General features: G+C 64.3%; 22 protein-coding genes and 1 pseudogene. 10 read left to right on the top strand and 13 right to left on the bottom strand.

Annotation, left to right across the window (positions count from 1 at the left end; genetic code table 11):
- Positions 1 to 3 precede the first annotated feature (3 nt).
- From ccmI to X726_RS153725, 5 genes are all read right to left on the bottom strand, one after another.
- Positions 4 to 1,143, bottom strand: coding sequence for a c-type cytochrome biogenesis protein CcmI (gene ccmI / locus X726_RS153705; RefSeq protein WP_023670178.1), 1,140 nt, complete (start codon positions 1,141 to 1,143; stop codon positions 4 to 6).
- Between the two features lie 85 nt (positions 1,144 to 1,228).
- Complete coding sequence (locus tag X726_RS153710; protein WP_023670177.1) at positions 1,229 to 1,672, bottom strand: hypothetical protein; 444 nt, start codon at positions 1,670 to 1,672, stop codon at positions 1,229 to 1,231.
- A gap of 174 nt (positions 1,673 to 1,846) precedes the next feature.
- A complete protein-coding gene (locus X726_RS153715) occupies positions 1,847 to 3,265 on the bottom strand; it encodes an ATP-binding protein (RefSeq protein ID WP_023670176.1) in 1,419 nt (472 codons plus the stop codon).
- Positions 3,249 to 3,914: a response regulator transcription factor gene (locus X726_RS153720; RefSeq protein ID WP_023670175.1), complete on the bottom strand. Its 666-nt coding sequence runs from the start codon at positions 3,912 to 3,914 to the stop codon at positions 3,249 to 3,251. Before X726_RS153720 ends, X726_RS153715 begins: the two co-directional genes overlap by 17 nt.
- Before the next feature lie 81 nt (positions 3,915 to 3,995).
- Positions 3,996 to 4,256 carry a hypothetical protein gene (locus tag X726_RS153725; protein ID WP_023670174.1) on the bottom strand — a complete coding sequence of 87 codons (261 nt, stop codon included), beginning with the start codon at positions 4,254 to 4,256 and terminating at the stop codon, positions 3,996 to 3,998.
- Positions 4,257 to 4,536: 280 nt separating this feature from the next.
- On the opposite strand from X726_RS153725, the pseudogene X726_RS01000000166950 reads away from it, so the two are divergent.
- Positions 4,537 to 4,924, top strand: a pseudogene (locus X726_RS01000000166950) (ester cyclase).
- Between the two features lie 6 nt (positions 4,925 to 4,930).
- Here X726_RS01000000166950 and X726_RS153730 read toward each other — a convergent pair.
- A complete protein-coding gene (locus X726_RS153730; protein WP_023670173.1) occupies positions 4,931 to 5,338 on the bottom strand; it encodes a DUF3168 domain-containing protein in 408 nt (135 codons plus the stop codon).
- A gap of 217 nt (positions 5,339 to 5,555) precedes the next feature.
- Here X726_RS153730 and X726_RS153735 point away from each other — a divergent pair, with 217 nt between their 5' ends.
- Positions 5,556 to 5,765, top strand: coding sequence for a hypothetical protein (locus X726_RS153735; protein WP_023670172.1), 210 nt, complete (start codon positions 5,556 to 5,558; stop codon positions 5,763 to 5,765).
- Positions 5,766 to 5,772: 7 nt separating this feature from the next.
- Entirely contained in the window at positions 5,773 to 5,964 is a 192-nt protein-coding gene (locus tag X726_RS153740; RefSeq protein ID WP_023670171.1) for a hypothetical protein, read from the top strand.
- Positions 5,965 to 6,007: 43 nt separating this feature from the next.
- Here the strand turns inward: X726_RS153740 and X726_RS153745 are convergent, their stop codons facing one another.
- Complete coding sequence (locus X726_RS153745; protein WP_023670170.1) at positions 6,008 to 6,274, bottom strand: DUF1488 domain-containing protein; 267 nt, start codon at positions 6,272 to 6,274, stop codon at positions 6,008 to 6,010.
- Entirely contained in the window at positions 6,271 to 6,534 is a 264-nt protein-coding gene (locus tag X726_RS153750) for a hypothetical protein (RefSeq protein ID WP_023670169.1), read from the bottom strand. Before X726_RS153750 ends, X726_RS153745 begins: the two co-directional genes overlap by 4 nt.
- Positions 6,535 to 6,781: 247 nt before the next feature.
- Here X726_RS153750 and X726_RS153755 point away from each other — a divergent pair, with 247 nt between their 5' ends.
- The 3 genes from X726_RS153755 to X726_RS1000000171110 all read left to right on the top strand — a co-directional run bounded on the left by X726_RS153755 (position 6,782) and on the right by X726_RS1000000171110 (position 9,138).
- Positions 6,782 to 7,144, top strand: coding sequence for a co-chaperone GroES (locus X726_RS153755; RefSeq protein WP_023670168.1), 363 nt, complete (start codon positions 6,782 to 6,784; stop codon positions 7,142 to 7,144).
- Between the two features lie 64 nt (positions 7,145 to 7,208).
- Positions 7,209 to 8,837 carry a chaperonin GroEL gene (gene groL, locus X726_RS153760; RefSeq protein WP_023670167.1) on the top strand — a complete coding sequence of 543 codons (1,629 nt, stop codon included), beginning with the start codon at positions 7,209 to 7,211 and terminating at the stop codon, positions 8,835 to 8,837.
- 136 nt (positions 8,838 to 8,973) lie between these two features.
- Positions 8,974 to 9,138, top strand: coding sequence for a hypothetical protein (locus tag X726_RS1000000171110; protein WP_023670166.1), 165 nt, complete (start codon positions 8,974 to 8,976; stop codon positions 9,136 to 9,138).
- A gap of 12 nt (positions 9,139 to 9,150) precedes the next feature.
- Here the strand turns inward: X726_RS1000000171110 and X726_RS153765 are convergent, their stop codons facing one another.
- Both X726_RS153765 and X726_RS1000000168955 read right to left on the bottom strand, forming a co-directional pair.
- Entirely contained in the window at positions 9,151 to 10,704 is a 1,554-nt protein-coding gene (locus X726_RS153765) for a trimethylamine methyltransferase family protein (protein ID WP_023670165.1), read from the bottom strand.
- Complete coding sequence (locus X726_RS1000000168955) at positions 10,686 to 11,045, bottom strand: glycine cleavage T C-terminal barrel domain-containing protein (RefSeq protein ID WP_245272115.1); 360 nt, start codon at positions 11,043 to 11,045, stop codon at positions 10,686 to 10,688. The genes X726_RS153765 and X726_RS1000000168955 overlap by 19 nt, the downstream gene beginning before the upstream one ends.
- A 72-nt stretch (positions 11,046 to 11,117) precedes the next feature.
- Between X726_RS1000000168955 and X726_RS153770 the strand changes: the two genes are divergently transcribed.
- From X726_RS153770 to X726_RS153785, 4 genes are all read left to right on the top strand, one after another.
- Positions 11,118 to 13,277 carry a penicillin-binding protein 1A gene (locus tag X726_RS153770; RefSeq protein ID WP_023670164.1) on the top strand — a complete coding sequence of 720 codons (2,160 nt, stop codon included), beginning with the start codon at positions 11,118 to 11,120 and terminating at the stop codon, positions 13,275 to 13,277.
- Between the two features lie 71 nt (positions 13,278 to 13,348).
- Positions 13,349 to 13,933: a DUF1214 domain-containing protein gene (locus X726_RS153775; RefSeq protein ID WP_023670163.1), complete on the top strand. Its 585-nt coding sequence runs from the start codon at positions 13,349 to 13,351 to the stop codon at positions 13,931 to 13,933.
- Positions 13,926 to 14,474, top strand: a complete 549-nt coding sequence (locus X726_RS153780; protein WP_023670162.1) for a DUF1254 domain-containing protein — start codon at positions 13,926 to 13,928, stop codon at positions 14,472 to 14,474. Before X726_RS153775 ends, X726_RS153780 begins: the two co-directional genes overlap by 8 nt.
- Before the next feature lie 396 nt (positions 14,475 to 14,870).
- A complete protein-coding gene (locus X726_RS153785; protein ID WP_023670161.1) occupies positions 14,871 to 15,881 on the top strand; it encodes a DUF2336 domain-containing protein in 1,011 nt (336 codons plus the stop codon).
- Here the strand turns inward: X726_RS153785 and X726_RS153790 are convergent.
- The 3 genes from X726_RS153790 to X726_RS153800 form a co-directional block, all read right to left on the bottom strand.
- Entirely contained in the window at positions 15,868 to 16,215 is a 348-nt protein-coding gene (locus X726_RS153790; protein WP_023670160.1) for a DUF1491 family protein, read from the bottom strand. The two genes, X726_RS153785 and X726_RS153790, sit on opposite strands and share 14 nt — an antisense overlap.
- A 73-nt stretch (positions 16,216 to 16,288) precedes the next feature.
- Positions 16,289 to 17,077, bottom strand: coding sequence for a peptidoglycan-binding protein (locus X726_RS153795; RefSeq protein ID WP_023670159.1), 789 nt, complete (start codon positions 17,075 to 17,077; stop codon positions 16,289 to 16,291).
- On the bottom strand, positions 17,052 to 18,430 hold a 1,379-nt coding region (locus tag X726_RS153800), incomplete at its 5' end, for a HAMP domain-containing sensor histidine kinase (RefSeq protein WP_023670158.1). The genes X726_RS153800 and X726_RS153795, both read right to left, overlap by 26 nt.

Below are 18,430 nucleotides of genomic sequence, written 5' to 3'. Positions count from 1 at the left end.
GTCCTACTCCGTCGCCGTCAGGCCGAGCGAGGCGGCAAAGGCGGTGAATTTCTTCGCTTCCTCACTGTCGGCGCCAAACACGGCAATACCGCGATGCAGCGCGTCCCGCGCCTGGTCGGCCTTGCCCAGCACAACATAGGAACGAATGAGCCGCATCCATCCTTCCGTGTCGCGCGGATTTTGCCGCAATTTTTCGTCGAGGCCGGCGACCATGGTTTCGATCATGGCCTGCCTGTCCCGCGGCGCCATCGACGAGGCGGCATCGACGGCTGCGGCGTCGGGGCCTTTGGCGGGCTCTCCTGACGCGACGCTGCGGTTGGCGGCCTCGGCCAGTGCCTGTTGGACAGCTCCGCGCCATGGCGAATCCTGCGGCAGGGAATCGAGCATTTTCTGCCAAGCCGTGGTTGCCTCGGGTATGCGGCCTTCCTGGGCCAGCGCCATCGCCAAATAGAACGAGGCTTTCGCGTTTGCCGGGTCGAGTTTTAGCGCCTGTTCGAAAGCGGATTGCGCATCGGCCGAAACGATGCCGCCGGCCGCATTGGCAATCGCTTCGCCGAGACCGGCCTCGCGGGCAGCCGTGTCGCCATCGAGGCGGATGGCATTGCGATAGGCGGTCACGGCATCGGGAAAGCGCTGCAGGCGCAGATAGATCGGGGCGAGCACGTCCCAGCCGCGTCCATCGCCAGGGTTGGCGGCAAGATGGGCCTCGGCGCGCGCCACCAACTCATCGACCGAACTATCGGCCGGATTCTTGGCCAGCCGTTCGGCAAGCGGCTGCGACGGCAGATCGGGCGAGCCGAGCTGGCTGTACATGCCCCAGCTGAGCAGCGGGACCATCAGCACCGCTGATGTCGCCACCAGCCTGGCCGCCTTTGACGGCTGCTGAAGCGTCGCGGCATCGGCCTGGCCGGCATTTCCCAGCCGAAGGACGCGGCGGGCGATTTCGGCGCGCGCCTCCTCGGCTTCCGCCGGCTGGATCAGGCCGCGCGCGGCGTCACGCTCGAGCTCGGCCAATTGATCGCGATAGACTTCGAGGTCATGGTCGCTGCTGGTCGGAGCGTCCGTGCCGCCGCCGGTCAGCGGCAGCAGCACCGCCAGGCTTGCGCCCAGCGTGAGGAGTGCGGCTATGACCCAGAACAGCATGGTTCTTCCAATAGAGCGAGAGCCCTGCTCTCACAACATGAGGTCGCTGCGACGCTTTGACGGGATTCCGACCCCGGCCCAATGTTCAGGTCAGCGGCGTCCAGCTGCCGTCGGCGTTGCGGCATGCGGTGCCCCGCGCGGTCTGGCCGCCCGTGCCGGTAAACACTGTATGGGTGTACTGGCGGCAATCCTGCGAGCCGACGCGGTAGGGCTGGGCCGCGACGACTTCGCCGGAATGGGCCGAACTGTCGCCCTTCCAGGTCACCTTCTGGCCGCTCGCGGTATATTCGAGCGCCTTGTACTCCGCCTCGAGCGCCTTGCGCTTCTCGGTGCTGGTCAGGCCGCTGCCGATCGACCCGCCGACGAGCCCGCCAGCCATGGCCGAGATGATCGTCGTCGCGACCTTGGCACCCGAGGGAGGTGACGCGGGCGGATTGGTGATGGAGATATCCGGGCCACTGCCCTTGCCCAGCGTTCCGCAGCCGGAAAGAGCGAGCAGTGCGGAAACGAGCGCAACGCGAATCTTCATGCCAACAACCGGTTTTCTTGAACGGGATGCGCTGGGGGCCGCGTCATCGGGGGCGTCAGGACGTCATACTATTGACATTTGTCGGAAATTTGGCCGTTTTTAACGGCTTTTGTGCAATCGAGGGGCCGCCATAACACAGGCATTCGGCCGTGTCGATTGGCCCTGGGCAGTACATCATTGCAAGCTCCGCAAGCGCACAACCGCCTTCAGCCCGCCCATCGTGGAGCGTTCCAGCGCCAGCGCCCCGCCATACTCGTTGACGAGGTCGGCAACGATGGCAAGTCCGAGCCCGGTTCCCGGCTTTGTCTCGTCGAGGCGCCGGCCGCGTTTCAAGACATCGCGGGCCTTGTCCTCGGGGATGCCGGGACCGTCATCCTCGATCGATAGCTCGAACAGGCCGGCTGCGGCCGGCGTGACGGATACGGCAACAGTGCTCTTCGCCCATTTCATCGCATTGTCGAGAAGGTTGCCGAGCAGTTCCTCCAAATCCTCGCGCTCGCCAGCAAAGACGATGTCGGCCGCCGGCAGCGTAAGCGACAGGCTGACATCAGGCTTGAGTTTTTGCAGCACGCGCACCATGCGCTGCACCAGCGGCGTCACCGGCGTGCGGTAGACGACGCTGTCGCGCTGCGCCGCGACCCGTGCCCGCTGCAGGTAGTGGTCGACCTGTTTCTGCATCGACGCCGCCTGGTCGGCGATGAGCTGGCCCTTGGCGCCGCCTAGAGCCCGGCCCTCATTGATCAGCACGGCGAGCGGCGTCTTCAGCGAATGGGCAAGGTTGCCGACCTGCGTACGCGAGCGCTCGACGATGCGCTTGTTGTTTTCGATCAGCGCATTGGTTTCGTTGGCGAGCGGCTCGATCTCGGCGGGAAACCGGCCATCGAGCCGCTGCGCCGTGCCTTCGCGCACCTGGGCAAGCGCGTTGCGAACCCGGCGCAAGGGCTGGAGGCCGAGCAGGATAGCGATCGCATTGATGGCGATCATGCCGACGCCGAACAGGCTGAGATAGGTCAACAGGCGGCCCTGGAAGGTGGCGATCTCGTGCTCGAGCTCGGTCTTGTTGCCCATCACGCGGAAGCGCGCGGCGCGGTTCTTGGCATCGAGGACGAATTCGCTTTCGAACACTTGCAGTTCCTCGTCACCGATGCCGTCGGTGGAATAGCTGCGCTGGAAACTGGAATTGAAAGGCACCTCGGCAACGGTCGGCGACGGGATCGTCGTGGTCATCGAGGACGAATGAAGGTTGCCGTGCACGCCTTCGGAAGCCGGCTCCACCGACCAGTACCAGCCCGAATTCGGCTCCGAGAAGCGCAGGTCGCCAAGGTCGGGAGCGCCGGTGAGCTGGCCGGTTTCGGAAACGCCGACGGAGCCGATCAAATTGAACAGATGCGCCGACAGCAGGCTGTCGAAGCCGCGCTCGCTGGCCTGGCGGTAGAGCGTGGTGATCAGAGTGAAGATGACGATCAGGGTGAGGATCGCCCAGATCGTGGAAAAGCCGATGACGCGGAAGGCCAGCGAGCGAGGCCAGAGCCGCGCCGAAAAAGGCTTCCTTGCTGGTATGGGGAGCGGTTCCGCCTTACGCCTCCGGCTCACGCATGCGATAGCCCATGCCGCGCACGGTTTCGATCATGTCGATGCCCATCTTCTTGCGCAGCCGGCCGACAAAGACCTCGATGGTGTTGGAATCGCGGTCGAAATCCTGGTCGTAGAGATGCTCGACCAGCTCGGTGCGCGACACCACCTCGCCCATATGGTGCATCAGATACGCCAGCAGGCGGAACTCATGCGAGGTCAGCTTCAGCGGCACGCCGTTGACATCGGCCTTGGAGGCCTTGGTGTCGAGGCGCAGCGGCCCGCAAGTGAGCTCGGACGAGGCATGGCCGGCGGCGCGGCGGATCAGCGCCCTCACCCTGGCCAGTACCTCCTCGATGTGGAACGGCTTGGTGACATAGTCGTCGGCGCCGGCATCGATGCCCGACACCTTGTCGCTCCAGCGGTCGCGCGCTGTCAGGATCAGCACCGGCATCTTGCGGCCGTTGCGGCGCCAGCGCTCGACGACGCTGATGCCGTCCATCTGCGGCAGGCCTATGTCGAGCACGACGGCATCGTAGGGCTCGGTGTCGCCGAGGAAATGCCCCTCCTCGCCGTCATAGGAGCGGTCGACGACATAGCCGGCATCGACCAGCGCGTCGGCCAGTTGCCGGTTGAGATCCTTGTCATCTTCGACGACGAGTACGCGCATGATCGGTCAGGCCTGTTGATGGGTCAGCTATAGGCCGATTCCGGTGGTCTGGGAAACGACCCTGCAAGGGGGAAGATTGGATCAGTTCGCCGGGACGACGATCTCGGAGCGGCGCGGACGCTGGCCGTCCTTGCCCGGCACAAGCACGACGATGACGCAGACCTCCTGGCCGCCACGCGTCGTCTGCGAAGCCTTGGCCAGCGTGCCGCCATTCTGCTCGGCAACCTGCTGGCCGATCGCGTAGCAATCCGCCGCGGCTGCCGGCGTCGCTTGCGACGCCAACAGGCCGGCCGCTGTGAGCGCCAGTATCGCGGTTCTGACATGAGAGCGAAGCGTTTTCATGGTCGGCGTTGTAACGCAACTGTGCTGAACGTGAAATGAACGGTAAACGGGTGAAAATCCATCCCCGCAATACCCCCTGCGCGCGCAACGAATGAATGCGATCCTACCGCCCAGTCCCTCAGACCGGGCAATGGATTCATAACCGGAAAACCGGCTGCGCGGCTATGGTGTTTGCGCGCAGGTTCTCAATTCGCAGCCAGATTGGGAACAGGTCAAGGCGAGACCATTCTGAAGGGCCGCCCTAAATAGCGCGGGAAACGCCAAATCATCGGAGTGCGCCATGACGGATAAAGACCTTGCCGACCTTTACCGGGGCTATATCGCTTGCCTGAATGCCCAGGACTGGGCGGAAACTTGGAGACTTTGTCGGCGACGAGGTGCAGCACAATGGCGAAATGCTCGGCCTGTCGGGTTATCGCCGTATGCTCGAAGGCGATTTCGAGGCGATTCCCGACCTCCGCTTCAACATCGAACTGCTGGTCTGCCAGCCGCCGCGCGTGGCGGCGCGCCTGCATTTCGACTGTCATCCCAAGGGCGTGCTGTTCGGCCTGCCGGTGAACGGCAAGCGCGTGTCGTTCGCTGAGAATGTTTTCTACGAATTCGGAGAGGGTCGCATCCGCGAGGTGTGGTCAGTCATCGACAAGGCCGAGATCCAGGCGCAAATCTAGGTTGCTTCAATCACTTTGCTCGGTGAGGGCGCGTATCCGCAGCACCCCGTGGTAGAGCGCCAGGTCCTCGTCGTAGCGGGCCTCGGCGAACTCCAAGGACAGGCGGGTCTGGTCGCGCGAGCCGGTGGCGAAAGCGGCGCCGTCAAGGCGCGCCCGGATGCTGTCCATAATCAGACGCGTCTCGGCCTCGCCTTGCGCCTTCGACCAGACATGCAGCGTGATGAGCTGGTCGTCATCATTGTCGGCGCCGGTGTCCAGATCGAATGCGCTGGTCCTGCCATAGGTCACATAAGGGAAGGCGGCACTGTCGGCCGCCTGCTCGCGCAACCCGGCGCCGCCGAGCAGCGCCGTCAGCGAGGCATCGCTCTTCAATCTCATGAACAAGGCTTGCAGCAAATCGCCGGGCGCCGTCATCGTCGTCTCCGTTCGCCTGTCACGCTTTGAACAACCTCAGTTTCGCGCGCAACCTAACCGCGTTGCACGGATTTCGCCAGATGACGATCCGCCTGATGGAAGGCGGCGAATCGGGCGGCATGGCCCTTTCACGGACCGGGTTCTATTTGGCATGCGGGGAGTTTCAAGAAGGGTGTTATGAGGAGCCCTGTTTTGTCCGGCAATTCGAGGTCATTTCATGCGAACGCCACCGCTGCTGCCGGCTTTTGGAAAGCTTGGCGTCAAGCCCCCGGTCGCGATTGCGGCAGCACCCGCCCTGTCGAAGAGGACCGTGGCCCTGCGCATGCGCGAGATACTTTCAATGCATGGCGGCCTGGCCTTGAAGCTGTCGGTGGTGGCCTGGACAATCCTGATCCTGGCGGCGGCATTTTTCATGTCAAGGGCCTGATGCCGATATGGCAAACCGCTACGCGTTGCGCATGGACGAGCCCGAGAGCTGGACTATCTTCGACATCTTCACCGGCCAGCCTGTCGAGCTTAAGCAACAGGTAATGGTGGCCATGAATTTGCGCGATGCGGAAGCGATGGCCGACCGCCTGAACAGCCGGGACGTCAAGCGGCGGGCAAAAGCCGACCGCAAGTCCTGACGCACGCTGATCTCAGCCGCTCTGATTGCGAGACGAACGCGCGCTAACCGAAATCCGCGGCTGTGAGCACATATATGCTCTTGCGGGTGCGGGCGTAGGCCTTGCTGGCAATGTCATGGATGGAGCTGGACGCGGTGTCGAAAGCCGCCAGATAGGTGGCTTCCGCGGTCGCCGTCCCTGATGGCGCCTTCGAGAGGGCATCGGCTGCGACAGAGAAGGAAATCTGGAACATGCCGTCGTGGCCGACAAAGCGGATGCGCTTGCCGGCCTCGTCATAGAAGCGACTTGGATTGGGGAATGTCAGGCTCATGACGTGCCCCCCTTCGGCGCGGCGGCGGCTTTCTTGACTGTCGCCCGCTTCTTCTTCGGTGTCGGGTTCAAGGCTTCCGCGACGCGGTCGGCCTCTTCCTTGGCCAGGCGCAATTCCCTGAGCCTTGCCGTCTTGATCTCCCTGGCCCTCGCTTCGGACATGTAGTCGGAGGTTGCCTTGTTGCGCTCGGCCGTCTTCTTCTGCTTGTCCATGAAGCGGGCTTCAGCTTTTTCCATGATGCTCTGATTGCCTTCGGCCATCGCCTAAATCTCCTTCGTGCCTGAAATTGTGAAATCGAACTTACGATATAAATAGTCACTTTTGCCTCGAAATTCAATTTTTTGAAATATCTAGGCGCCTCGCGACGTTTTGAACCCTGCAGACATCATAATACTTTTTAATATTTAATTTTGGCCACGAATAATTTTTGGCACTCCTATCTATCGAGTGCCAACACGCCTATAAGAACGGCGCGGTCGCCTATGCCGGCCCCAGAAAGAAGTTCTCATGAAGTTTCGGCCACTCCACGACCGCGTCGTCATCCGGCGCGCCGAAGGCGATGTCAAATCCAAGGGCGGCATCATCATTCCCGACAATGCCAAGGAAAAGCCGCAGGAAGGCGAAGTCATCGCCGTTGGGCCGGGCGCACGCGACGAAAACGGCGCGCTTGTTCCGCTCGACGTCAAGGCCGGCGACTTCATCCTGTTCGGCAAATGGTCGGGCACCGAGGTCAAGATCGACGGCGAGGACCTGCTGATCATGAAGGAAGCCGACATTATGGGCGTCATCGACAAGAGCGAGACGGCCGCTACCGGCAAGAGCGGGACGGTCGTCACCGAGAAGAGCGTCAAAGCCAAGAAGGCTGCCTGACCGGCCTGGCTTTGCCAGGCTCCGGCGAGCCGCTTGCTTCACCACACCAACGGGATTGAAAAAAATGTCTGCCAAGGAAATCAAATTCGCCACCGACGCGCGCGACCGCATGCTGCGCGGCGTCGAGATCCTCACCAATGCGGTGAAGGTCACGCTCGGCCCCAAGGGCCGCAACGTCATCATCGACAAGGCCTATGGCGCGCCGCGCATCACCAAGGACGGTGTGACGGTGGCCAAGGAAATCGAGCTTGCCGACAAGTTCGAGAACATGGGCGCGCAGATGGTGCGCGAAGTGGCTTCGAAGACCAACGACCTCGCCGGTGACGGCACCACCACCGCCACGGTGCTGGCCGCATCGATCCTGCGCGAAGGCGCCAAGCTGGTTGCCGCGGGCATGAACCCGATGGACCTCAAGCGTGGCATCGACCAGGCTGTCGCCGCCGTGGTCAAGGACATCAAGGCGAAGGCCAAGAAGGTCAAGTCGTCGGCCGAGATCGCGCAGGTCGGCACCATCGCCGCCAATGGCGATGCCAGCGTCGGCGCCATGATCGCCAAGGCGATGGACAAGGTCGGCAATGACGGCGTCATCACCGTCGAGGAGGCCAAGACCGCCGAGACCGAACTCGACGTCGTCGAAGGCATGCAGTTCGACCGCGGCTATCTCTCACCCTATTTCGTCACCAATGCCGACAAGATGCGCGTCGAACTGGAAGAGCCTTACGTGCTCATCCACGAGAAGAAGCTCGGCAATCTGCAGGCGATGCTGCCGATCCTCGAAGCAGTGGTGCAGAGCGGCAGGCCGTTGCTGATCATCTCGGAAGACGTCGAAGGCGAAGCACTGGCGACGCTGGTCGTCAACAAGCTGCGCGGCGGCCTCAAGGTCGCGGCCGTCAAGGCGCCGGGCTTCGGCGATCGCCGCAAGGCGATGCTGGAAGACATCGCCGTGCTGACATCGGGCCAGATGATTTCCGAGGATCTCGGCATCAAGCTCGAAAACGTCACCATCGAGATGCTTGGCCGCGCCAAGCGCGTACTGATCGAGAAGGACACCACCACGATCATCGACGGCGCCGGCACCAAGGCGACCATCCAGGCGCGCATCGCGCAGATCAAGGGCCAGATCGAGGAGACCACGTCCGACTACGACAAGGAGAAGCTGCAGGAGCGGCTGGCCAAGCTCGCCGGCGGCGTCGCCGTGATCCGCGTCGGCGGCGTCACCGAGTCTGAAGTGAAGGAAAAGAAGGACCGCATCGACGACGCGCTGAATGCGACGCGCGCGGCGGTGGAAGAAGGCATCGTGCCCGGCGGTGGCGTGGCGCTTCTGCGCGCAAGATCGGCTCTGGCCGGCCTGACCGGCGCCAATGACGATGTGACCGCCGGCATTTCGATCGTGCTCAGGGCGCTGGAAGCGCCGATCCGCCAGATCGCCGAGAATTCCGGCGTCGAAGGCTCGATCGTCGTCGGCAGGCTGTCCGACAGCAAGGACCAGAATCAGGGCTTTGATGCCCAGAACGAGGTCTATGTCGACATGATCAAGGCCGGCATCGTCGACCCGGCGAAAGTGGTGCGCACCGCGTTGCAGGATGCCGGCTCGATTGCAGCGCTTCTGATCACCGCCGAAGCGATGATCACCGACGTTCCGGCCAAGGATGCGGCGCCTGCGGGCGGCGGTGGCGGCATGGGCGGCTACTGACCATCGCCCGAAAATTGCCCGCCTGGGAATCTGGGCGGGCATAAATCAGAACAGGCTGCCGGGGACATTTCCCCGGCGAGCCAGGAATTTCCGTCAGTCAGTCAAGACCAGTCAGCAACGACAGGGAGATCGACAGATGATCACATTTGCCCCGAAGCCAAACGCTGTATCCGCGACCAAGCCGGCGGAGGAGAGCCGCTTCGATCGCATCCGCCGGATTGCCGCCGACAAGCACAGGCAGGCCGATGCCGGGCCGATTCGCCGCGAGCCGCCGAAGACCGGCGACAAGCGGCCGATGTGACGGCTGCCAACCTCACGACATCGGCAACGCTCCGCCCTCTTCGGTGCGGCGGGCAATGAACTCGTCGAGCACATCGGATGTGGCAACGGCCGACGCCGGCGGCTGGAAGTCGGCCAGCGTCCGCTTCCAGATGCCGGTGGCGCGCTCGGTGGCCGACTTCGAACCGGACTGCGTCCAGCTGCCGAAATTCGACCAGTCGGCGACCAGCGGCTCGTAGAAGGCGGTGCGGTAGCGCGTCATGGTGTGGCCGGCGGAGAAGAAATGCCCGCCCGGCTGGACTTCGGCGATCGCCTCGAAGCCGATCGAATCCTTGTCGCCGGGGGTCGTAGCACAGAGTTCGGCAACCGTCTGCAATGCCTCGATATCGGTGATCAGCTTCTCGTAGGAGACGCTGAGGCCACCCTCCAGCCAGCCCGCGGCATGGATGCAGACCGTGGCGCCGGCAAGCACCGAGCCCCACAGCGCGAACTGCGTCTCGTGCGCCGCCTGCACATCGGAAATGTTGGCCGCACTGCCGCCGCCGGACCGCCAAGGCAGGCCGGTGAAGCGGGCCAACTGACCGGCGCCCAGCGTCGCCTTGACGTGCTCGGGCGTGCCGAAGGCCGGTGCGCCGGACTTCATGTCCACATTGGAGGAGAAGGATCCGTAAACCACCGGTGCGCCCGGCCGCACCATCTGCGCCAGCGCGAGACCAGCCAGCGCCTCGGCATGCTGCAGCGTCAATGCGCCGGCGACGGTGATCGGCGCCATGGCGCCGGCCAGGCAGAAGGGCGTGATGATGGACACCTGGCCGGCCTTGGCGAAGTCGATGATGCCTTGCGCCATCGGGATATCGAGCTGGCGCGGCGAATTGGTGTTAATGACGGTATAGCAATGGACGCCGGCCAGGAACTCGTCCTGCGAGAGGCCGCGCGCCAACCGGATCATCTCGAACCCGTCCTCGACCTGCGGCGTGCCACGGGCGAAGACGAAGGGAAACTTGTCCGACAGGGTCAGCTGCGCACGGTTGACGGCATAGTGGCGCAAACGGTTGTCGACATCCTGAGGCTCGATCCAGGGGCCGAGCATATGCAGCACGTCGAAATTCTGAACAAGCTTGGTCAGTTCTTCGAAAGCGGCGAGCGTGCCCGGACGCCGTCCGCGTTCGAGATCGGTGACGTTGGGCGCCCCGGCTCCGGCGAGGAACGTCATCGAGCCGAGCTCCAGCATGAGATCGCGGCTACGGTTGCCCGCCAGCGCCCGGATGGATTTCGGCGCCGAGGCCAGTGCGGCGGTGACGATATCGCGGCCGATGCGCACCATCCGGCTGTCCTCGTCGACCAGCGCACCGGCTTTGGCGTAGATCGCCCGTGCCTCCGGCAGCAGCACCTTGATGCCGAGCTCTTCCAGCACGCGCAACGCCGTGTCGTGGATGGCCGCGACCCGGTCGTCCGAAAACACCGGCTGCGGCAGGAACGGGTTCTTGAGCGAGCGATAGTTCGGGTGGCGGCTTGACCCGCTGCCGGCCTCACCGGTGTGCCCGCGCCGGCGCTCGCGCCTGGTCTCCCTTATAATGTCATCGACCATGGCCAAAACTCCTCATTGCCGCATCGCCTGCCCTCGGGGTCGTATGGCGAGGCCGGAATAATTCGCGCCGGCCGCTCGACGCCGACAATGTGCACCCAAAGCGCGGTCCCCTCCCCGGCGAATTCGTCGCCCAGCAACGTCAGCGCGACGCTTTTGCCTATTGTGTAGCCATAGCCGGCTGAGGCGACGAAGCCGACGCGCCGGCCCTTGTGCCAGACTGGCTCGAAGCCATGGCGTCGGCATCGACGGCGTCGACCTCCAGCGTCACGATCCGGGCGGCGCTCAACAAACCGTGCGGTGTGGCCTCGCTGCCCTTGTGAGCCGGGCTGAAATGGAAGAATAGTCTTCGCCGGGTATGCCCGCCCTGAAATTGCCCGCTTGCGGTTCTCAGGTGGGTTGGGTGAGTTTCGGGAATGGCCAGTCCTTTAGAACGACGTCCAAGACGAAGAGGTCCGATCGCCGCCGCACTGCTGGCGGTGGACGCGTGGATCGATTCCTCGCTCTACGAAATCGGCTTCAAGGCCGGCCAGTTCTGGGAATCGGCGACCATTTTTTCGCGGCGCTTCCGAGTCACCGGCTGGCGACGCGGCATCATCGAGGTGCTGAGCGAAGGTTTTACGATGGGCGCCGGCGGCGTCGTCGTGCTGCTCGCACTCGCGATGCCGGCCTTCCAGATCACCACCGGCGACTGGCGCAGTCAGGGCGATTTCGCCGTCACCTTCCTCGACCGCTACGGCAACGAGATTGGCCAGCGCGGCATCATCCAGCGCGATTCCGTGCCTGTCGACGAGATGCCGGACCATGTCATCAAAGCAGTGCTGGCGACCGAGGACCGGCGCTTCTTCGAGCACTACGGCATCGACGTGCTCGGCCTGTCGCGCGCCATCTTCGAGAATGTGCGGGCCAATTCCGTCGTCCAGGGCGGCTCCAGCATCACCCAGCAGCTGGCCAAGAACCTGTTCCTGTCGAATGAGCGGACCTTCCAGCGCAAGATCAAGGAAGCCTTCCTGTCGCTGTGGCTGGAGGCCAATCTGTCGAAGAAGGAGATCCTGCAGCTTTATCTCGACCGCGCCTATATGGGCGGCGGCACGTTCGGCATCGAGGCGGCGGCGGATTTCTATTTCGGCAAGAGCGTCAAGGATCTGAACCTCGCCGAGGCGGCGATGCTGGCCGGCCTGTTCAAGGCGCCGACCAAATACGCCCCGCACATCAACCTGCCCGCCGCCCGTGCTCGCGCCAATGTGGTGCTGTCGAACCTCGTCGATTCCGGTTTCATGACCGAAGGCCAGGTGCTGCAGGCAAGGCTGCATCCAGCCGAGATCGTCGACCGCGGCGAGCAGAAGAGCCCGGACTATTACCTCGACTGGGCCTTCGATGAGGTCAAGAAAATCGCCAAGCCCGGCCAGCATTCGCTGGTCGCCCACACCACTTTCGACGCCAACATCCAGAAAGCGGCGGAGGAATCCGTCGAATTCCATCTCCGCCAGTTCGGCAAGGAGTACAACGTCACCGAGGGCGCCGTTGTGGTGATCGAGACCAATGGCGCGGTGCGCGCCATTGTCGGCGGCCGCGACTATGGCGCAAGCCAGTTCAACCGCGCCACCAAGGCGCTGCGCCAGACCGGCTCCTCGTTCAAACCTTACGTCTACGCCACCGCCATGGAGCACGGGTTCACCCCGGACTCCGTCGTCTCAGGCGGGCCGATCAGCTGGGGCGGCTGGTCACCGCACAATTACAATGGCGGCTCGGCCGGCAATGTGACGCTGATCACGGCGATCGCCAAATCGATCAACACCGTGCCGGTACGGCTGGCCAAGGACTATCTCGGCATCGGCCCGATCAAGGCGATGGCCGAATCATTCGGCGTGGAATCGCCGCTGGAGTCGCACAAGACCATGGTGCTCGGCACATCGGGCATGACGGTCATGGACCAAGCGACGGGCTACAGCGTGTTCGCGCAGAACGGCTTCGCCGGCTCGCGGCACGGCATCACCCAGCTCGTCACCCGCACCGGCGATGTCGTCTACGACTTTGCCAAGGATGCGCCGGCGCCGCATCGGGTTCTGTCGGAACAGGCTCTGAAATACATGAACACCATGCTGGCTGCGGTGCCGGCGATCGGCACCGCGCGGCGCGCGCAGCTGCCCAACATCGTCGTCGCCGGCAAGACGGGGACGACGCAATCCTACCGCGACGCCTGGTTCGTCGGCTTCACCGGCAATTACACGGCTGCCGTCTGGCTCGGCAATGACGACTTCACCCCGACCCGCAACATGACCGGCGGCACGCTGCCGGCGATGGTGTGGCAGCGGCTGATGGTCTACGCGCACCAGAATATCGACCTGAAGCCGATCCCCGGCCTAGACAAGCCCTTCGTCGACGAAGAGATCGCGGCCAAGGCCGAGGAAGCGGAGAAGAAAAGCGCCGATCAGGCAGCCGCCGATGCCGCGGCCGAGCGCCCGGCGGTGTTGTCCAGCCGCACGACACAGACGCTGCGCGAGATGACCAAGGTGTTCCAGACAGCGCCCGTGCTCGGCTCGCCGCAGACACCGGAGACCCTGTCGGCGCTTTGATCCACAGCGCTGCTTGCTCTGTGGCCTGCCCCGCTATATCCCCAACGATAATTCTCTCGTCCCGGTTCTTCATGCTCAAGACCGCCTTTTTCACGCTGCTTTCGCTTGCCATAGCCATCGGCCTCGGCGGCGGCAGCGTCTGGTATGCGCTGCAGGCGCAGAGCGGCGTCGGCGCGATCAGCATCGGCCAATGGACCGCCTTCCCCGAGATCGGCACGCAAGATGCCGACCCCTATTCGAAGGCGCGCGTGGCGCGCGAGGGCGTGCTGGCGCTCGGCAAGGCGGAAGGCTTGTCCTTCATCGCCGAACGCGATGCGGCCGGCGATGAGCTTCAGCGGCAATGCGACTACAGGATCGAAGGCAGTTTCCCGACCGCCCGGTTCTGGACGCTCTATGCCGCGGATCAATCGCTCGGCGTGGTCGACACCGGCAAGCCGAGGCTGGCGGCGCTGCAATCCTACCAGGTGCTGCGTCAGCCCGACAATTCGGTGATCATCGCCGTCGGCAACCGTCCGGCCCCCGGCAACTGGCTTCTGACCGAAGGTTTTGGCCGGATGTATTTCGTGCTCACCTTCTACGACACGCCGATTGCCTCAAGCACCGGCCTTTCCGACGTGTCGCTGCCCCGGATCGTCAAGGCTGGCTGCAATGCGTAGGTTGCTGCACGCCATCCTGCTCGGCCTGCTCGGCGCCGGCATCGTCCACATCGTGGTGCTTTTGCTGGTGCCGGAATTTACCGAGCGCGATGCCTGGTCACGGCTGGCGATGGCGTCCGACCTCTACAAGATGACCAGGCTGGACGCCGAGGCGGGCGGCGCGCCGGTGGTGAAGTCGGTGGATCCGCTGTTTTACGCCGCCGCCTGCCGCTTCGACCTTGCCGAAGGCATGGTGCGGATCAAGGCGCCGGGCAGCGTGCCGTTCTGGTCGGTGTCGGTCTATGACCGCAACGGCCACAATTTCTATTCATTCAACGACCGCACGGCGACCGGCAGCAAGCTGGACACCGTGGTGCTGACGCCGGCACAGATGATCGACGTGCGCAGGGAGCTTCCCGAAGACCTGCAAGGGGCGATCTTCGTCGAGGCCCCGATCGAGGAAGGCATCTTCGTCATCCGCGCCTTCGTGCCTGACGACAGCTGGAAGCCGGTTGTGTCGCAGTTCCTGGACCAGAGCTCCTGCGAACTGCAGGACTACTGACCTCACCCCGACGACCAGCAAATTCAGTGGTGCGGAACAGGCGTCCGTGGTGTGCCCGGCTGGTCCGCCGGTCGCGCCTGGCCCGCCAATGGCGGATGCTCGTAGCGGACGCCGGGAAAAATGATCACCGCCGCCGGCGTACCGGTGTCCTGAACTGCTCGATTGACTGGTGCCGATCGCGGCACGAAAGACAGTACCATGCCCATGGTTCGCGTATTCCTCTCGGTTGCCCCGGAGCACAACGCAACGCCTCCAAATGTGATTAAGGCCGGCAGAGGGTTAACGGAGCGCTAACGGATCGCGGCTAATTTGATGTTTGTTCCAGGCCTTGCGCGAAACCGACACAGTTGCGGTTGAGCATGGTCCGGGTTGTGTCGAGTATCGGGCGTATCTTCCGTGTCAGCTTCGGATTTCAGGCAAATCGCCATACGGACGGAATCGGGAAAAGCCGAAAGGCTGTTTCGCGCCGCCGTGTCGGCGTTCTGCTCGCTGACCCGCCCGTCGCGCCGCGAGATCGCCCAGCTCGAGGATCTGACGCTGCCGCTGTTCGACAGCGTGCCGGTCGAATCGCGCCGCTATGTCGCCGCCGCCCTGTCCGAATGCGAATATGCGCCGGCCGCCCTGGTGCGGCGGCTTTGCGAGGAGCCGGTCGATGTCTGCGCGCCCTTGCTGGTCCGTTCGCGGGCGCTGGGCGACATCGACCTGATCGCGTTGATCGGCCGCCACGGCCTGCCGCATGCGCGCGCCATTGCCCGCCGCAAGGATTTGAACCCGACCATCGCGCAGTTGATCAAGGCGCTGGAAAAGCCGACCCTGGTGCGCGTGCGGCAGCCCGAGCCGATCGCCGACGTGGCGGGCAACGGTGCCGAAGCCACTGCCGCCGCTCCCAGCGCACCAAAACTGCCCGGCAGCGCCGCCGAAACCGCCAGGCGCCGCCTGCGCTCGATGATGCTCGCCGAGGGCGAGGCGACATCGGTCAATCCCTTCGTCGGCTCAGCAACTTACAGCAAGCTGCGCGAGACGGCGCTGACCGGCAAAGCCGCCTTCTTCCAGACCGCGCTTGCCGACGCGCTCGACATCGACTTCTCCACGGCGCGGTCGCTGACCGAGCATTCGAGCTATGTCTCGCTGCTCGCCGCGCTGCGGGCGCTCGACCTCAGCGAGGACAGGGCATTCCTGATCGTGGTCGCGGTTTACCCCCGGGAGTTTCCGCACCCGCAGGCGATCCGCATCTTCCTCGACCGATACCGGCTGCTGCACCACGAGGCGGCGCTCGACAAGGTGCGCGGCTGGAAGGCCGAAACATTGTCGCGAGCGGTGCGCGGCAACACCCCTGTCGCCGCGAATGGCGACCAAGCGCCGGACGTCGACAAAGCCAGCCTAGGGGCCAGCCTCAAGGCGTCTTGACGGAGAGAAGCTCCTCGACGGAAACCGTTGCGGCCTCGATCTCGACCACCCAGATGTCGGGATCGAATTTTTTCTCCCGCTCAAGCCTGGCGTCAAGCGCGGCGGCATCGTCGCCGGCGCCGAGCAGCGTGAAAAAGCGATCATCCGGTTTGTCCGAATCGTAGCTCGTCTGGGGCGCCGGGCCGAACAGGGAGACGTCGCCCAGCCTGCCGCGGGAGAGCACGAAGACAGCGCCGGCCTCGGTCGCGCCGCGCTTGACGACGGCCGCAAAGCCGCCGGCGCCGAAAACACGGCGCAGCAGGGCCGACACCCAAAACTCGGTGGTTACGCGCATGACTAGGCTCCGGAGGACATGCGCGGCGTCTTAGCCGGATTTTCGTCTATCCGCGAGCGGTCGTCTTGACCACTCAATTGGTCAGGCCGATCTCGCGCATCTTGACGTAGACGACCTCGTCGGGCTCGCCCGTTTCCGGCAGGCCGAACAGCGACTGGAATTCCTTGATCGCCGCCTTGGTGCGGGCGCCGACGACGCCGTCGAGCTGCATGTCGTCATTGCCGAATGCCTTCAGGCCGGCCTGGATCTTGACGATGCGGGCATCGGGCGCCTGGGCGGATACCGGCGCGGAAACCGGGATGGGCGCAGGCGCGGCCTCGGGCGCGGCAACTCGAGCGGCGGCCATATCCACGGGCCTCGGCACAGGATGCGGGATGCCAGCTGTTGTCTGCTTGGCGCCGAGCTGGTCGAGCAGGACGGCGTCGATCTCACCGGAGGCCGGCAGGCCAACTTTCTGCTGGTATGCCTGGATCGCCTTTTGGGTATTCGGCCCGGAAATGCCGTCGACCGTTCCCGTGTAGAAATCGAGATCCTTCAGGATGCCCTGGACCTGCTCGACGGTCGGATCGCTTTTGACCGGAGCCGGGCCGGGCCGCAGGATGTTGATGGTGGTTTCGGGTTCGTCCGCGCCGGGGTGCGGAAAACCCTCGATGCTGCGGGTGGCGAAGAAGGCGCCGGCATGCGGAAACGGCTGGTACCACAGCGCGTTGGCGGAAACGTAGAACAGCGTCACCAGGAAGGCGGTCGAGCCGCCGACCAGGACCGGATTGCGCGAGATCGCGCCGCCCAGCGCAATCGCGCCGGCCTCGAACGCGCCGCTGCGGCGCTTGACCGCCTTAGGCTGTTTTGCGGAGCGAGCCATTCCTGTCCCCTTTCGCGTCGCCTTTCGTCCTGGTCGCGGGCATCGGCAGCACGCCGTTCCTCTCGGTCGCGCTCCTCTTCGGCCCGTTCACCGGCAGGCTGATCGTGACCGTCGTCCCCTCGCCCGGCATGCTTTCGATCGACATCGTGCCGTCGTGCAGCGCCACCAGGCCCTTGACCAGCGACAGGCCGAGCCCGGTGCCCTCGAAGCGGCGCGTATAGTCGTTCTGGATCTGCATGAACGGCTTGCCGAGATTGACAAAATCTTCCTCGGCGATGCCGATGCCGGTGTCCCTGACCCAGAAATGCAGCCGCGAGCCGATCCGCTTGGCGCCGACGACGACATTGCCGCTATCGGGCGTGAACTTGACCGCATTGGAGACGAGGTTGATCAGGATCTGCTGCACGGCACGACGGTCGGCATTGATCTCCCCGGCGTCCGGCGCAATCTGCGCCTGGAGACCGATGTTCTTGGCATTCGCCTGCAGCTGCATCATCGACTGGCACATCTCGACCGCTTCGATGAATCGGAACGGTTCGGGCTCGGTCGCGTAGGCGCCGGCCTCGATCCTCGAGACATCAAGGATGGAGGTGACGACGGCAAGCAGATGCTGGCCCGACTCCTTCACCAGGCCGACATACTCCTTCTGGCGCGGGTCCTTGAAGCCGCCGAACATCTCATGCAGCAGCATGTCGGAAAAACCGATGATGGCGTTGAGCGGCGTCCGAAGCTCATGGCTGACGACCGCCAGGAAGCGGCCCTTCGCCACCTCGGCCGACGCTGCGGCCTCATTGGCGGCAGCAAGCTCGTCGCGCAATTCGGCAGTCTCGTCGTTCTCGCGCAGCAGCAGAGTGAAGGTCTCCTGCTGCTCTTCGGCACGCATCAGTTCGAGCTGAAATGGCCGGTAATTGTCGGCCGTCGAGGCGCTGCCGTCCTGCGGCAGCCTTACCCGAAAATCGAGCCGGCGCGCCAGGGCGCCATCGCGCATGTCGGCAAGCGCGCTGAGATAAGCGACGCGATCGGACAGGTGGATGCGGTCGAACAGCCCGGCGCCGAAAAGCAGTTCCGGCGGCAGCTTCAGGATGGTGCGCGCCTTGGCCGAGGCATCCAGGACCTCGCCATGCCGGGCGACATGCAGGACAACGGCGTCGATCATGTCTTCAAGGCGGTCGTTTGGAAGCAGCGCGGGCTGCGCGCGTGCGGCATCGCCGAGGGCTGCGAGCCGGGGAACCAGCGTCAGGCCCCAGGCGAGCGGCAGCAGCCAGTGCCACGCCGCGACTTGCGCCCCGCCGAGCGGGACGACAGAGGCGACAAAGGGCTGCAGCAGCATTGCGGCCAAGGCCGAGAGGCCGC

The organism is Mesorhizobium sp. LSJC285A00, assembly GCF_000503155.1.
GTDB lineage: Bacteria > Pseudomonadota > Alphaproteobacteria > Rhizobiales > Rhizobiaceae > Mesorhizobium.
Note: the sequence above shows the minus strand (reverse complement) of the source record. Positions and strands in the feature narration are given on the sequence as shown.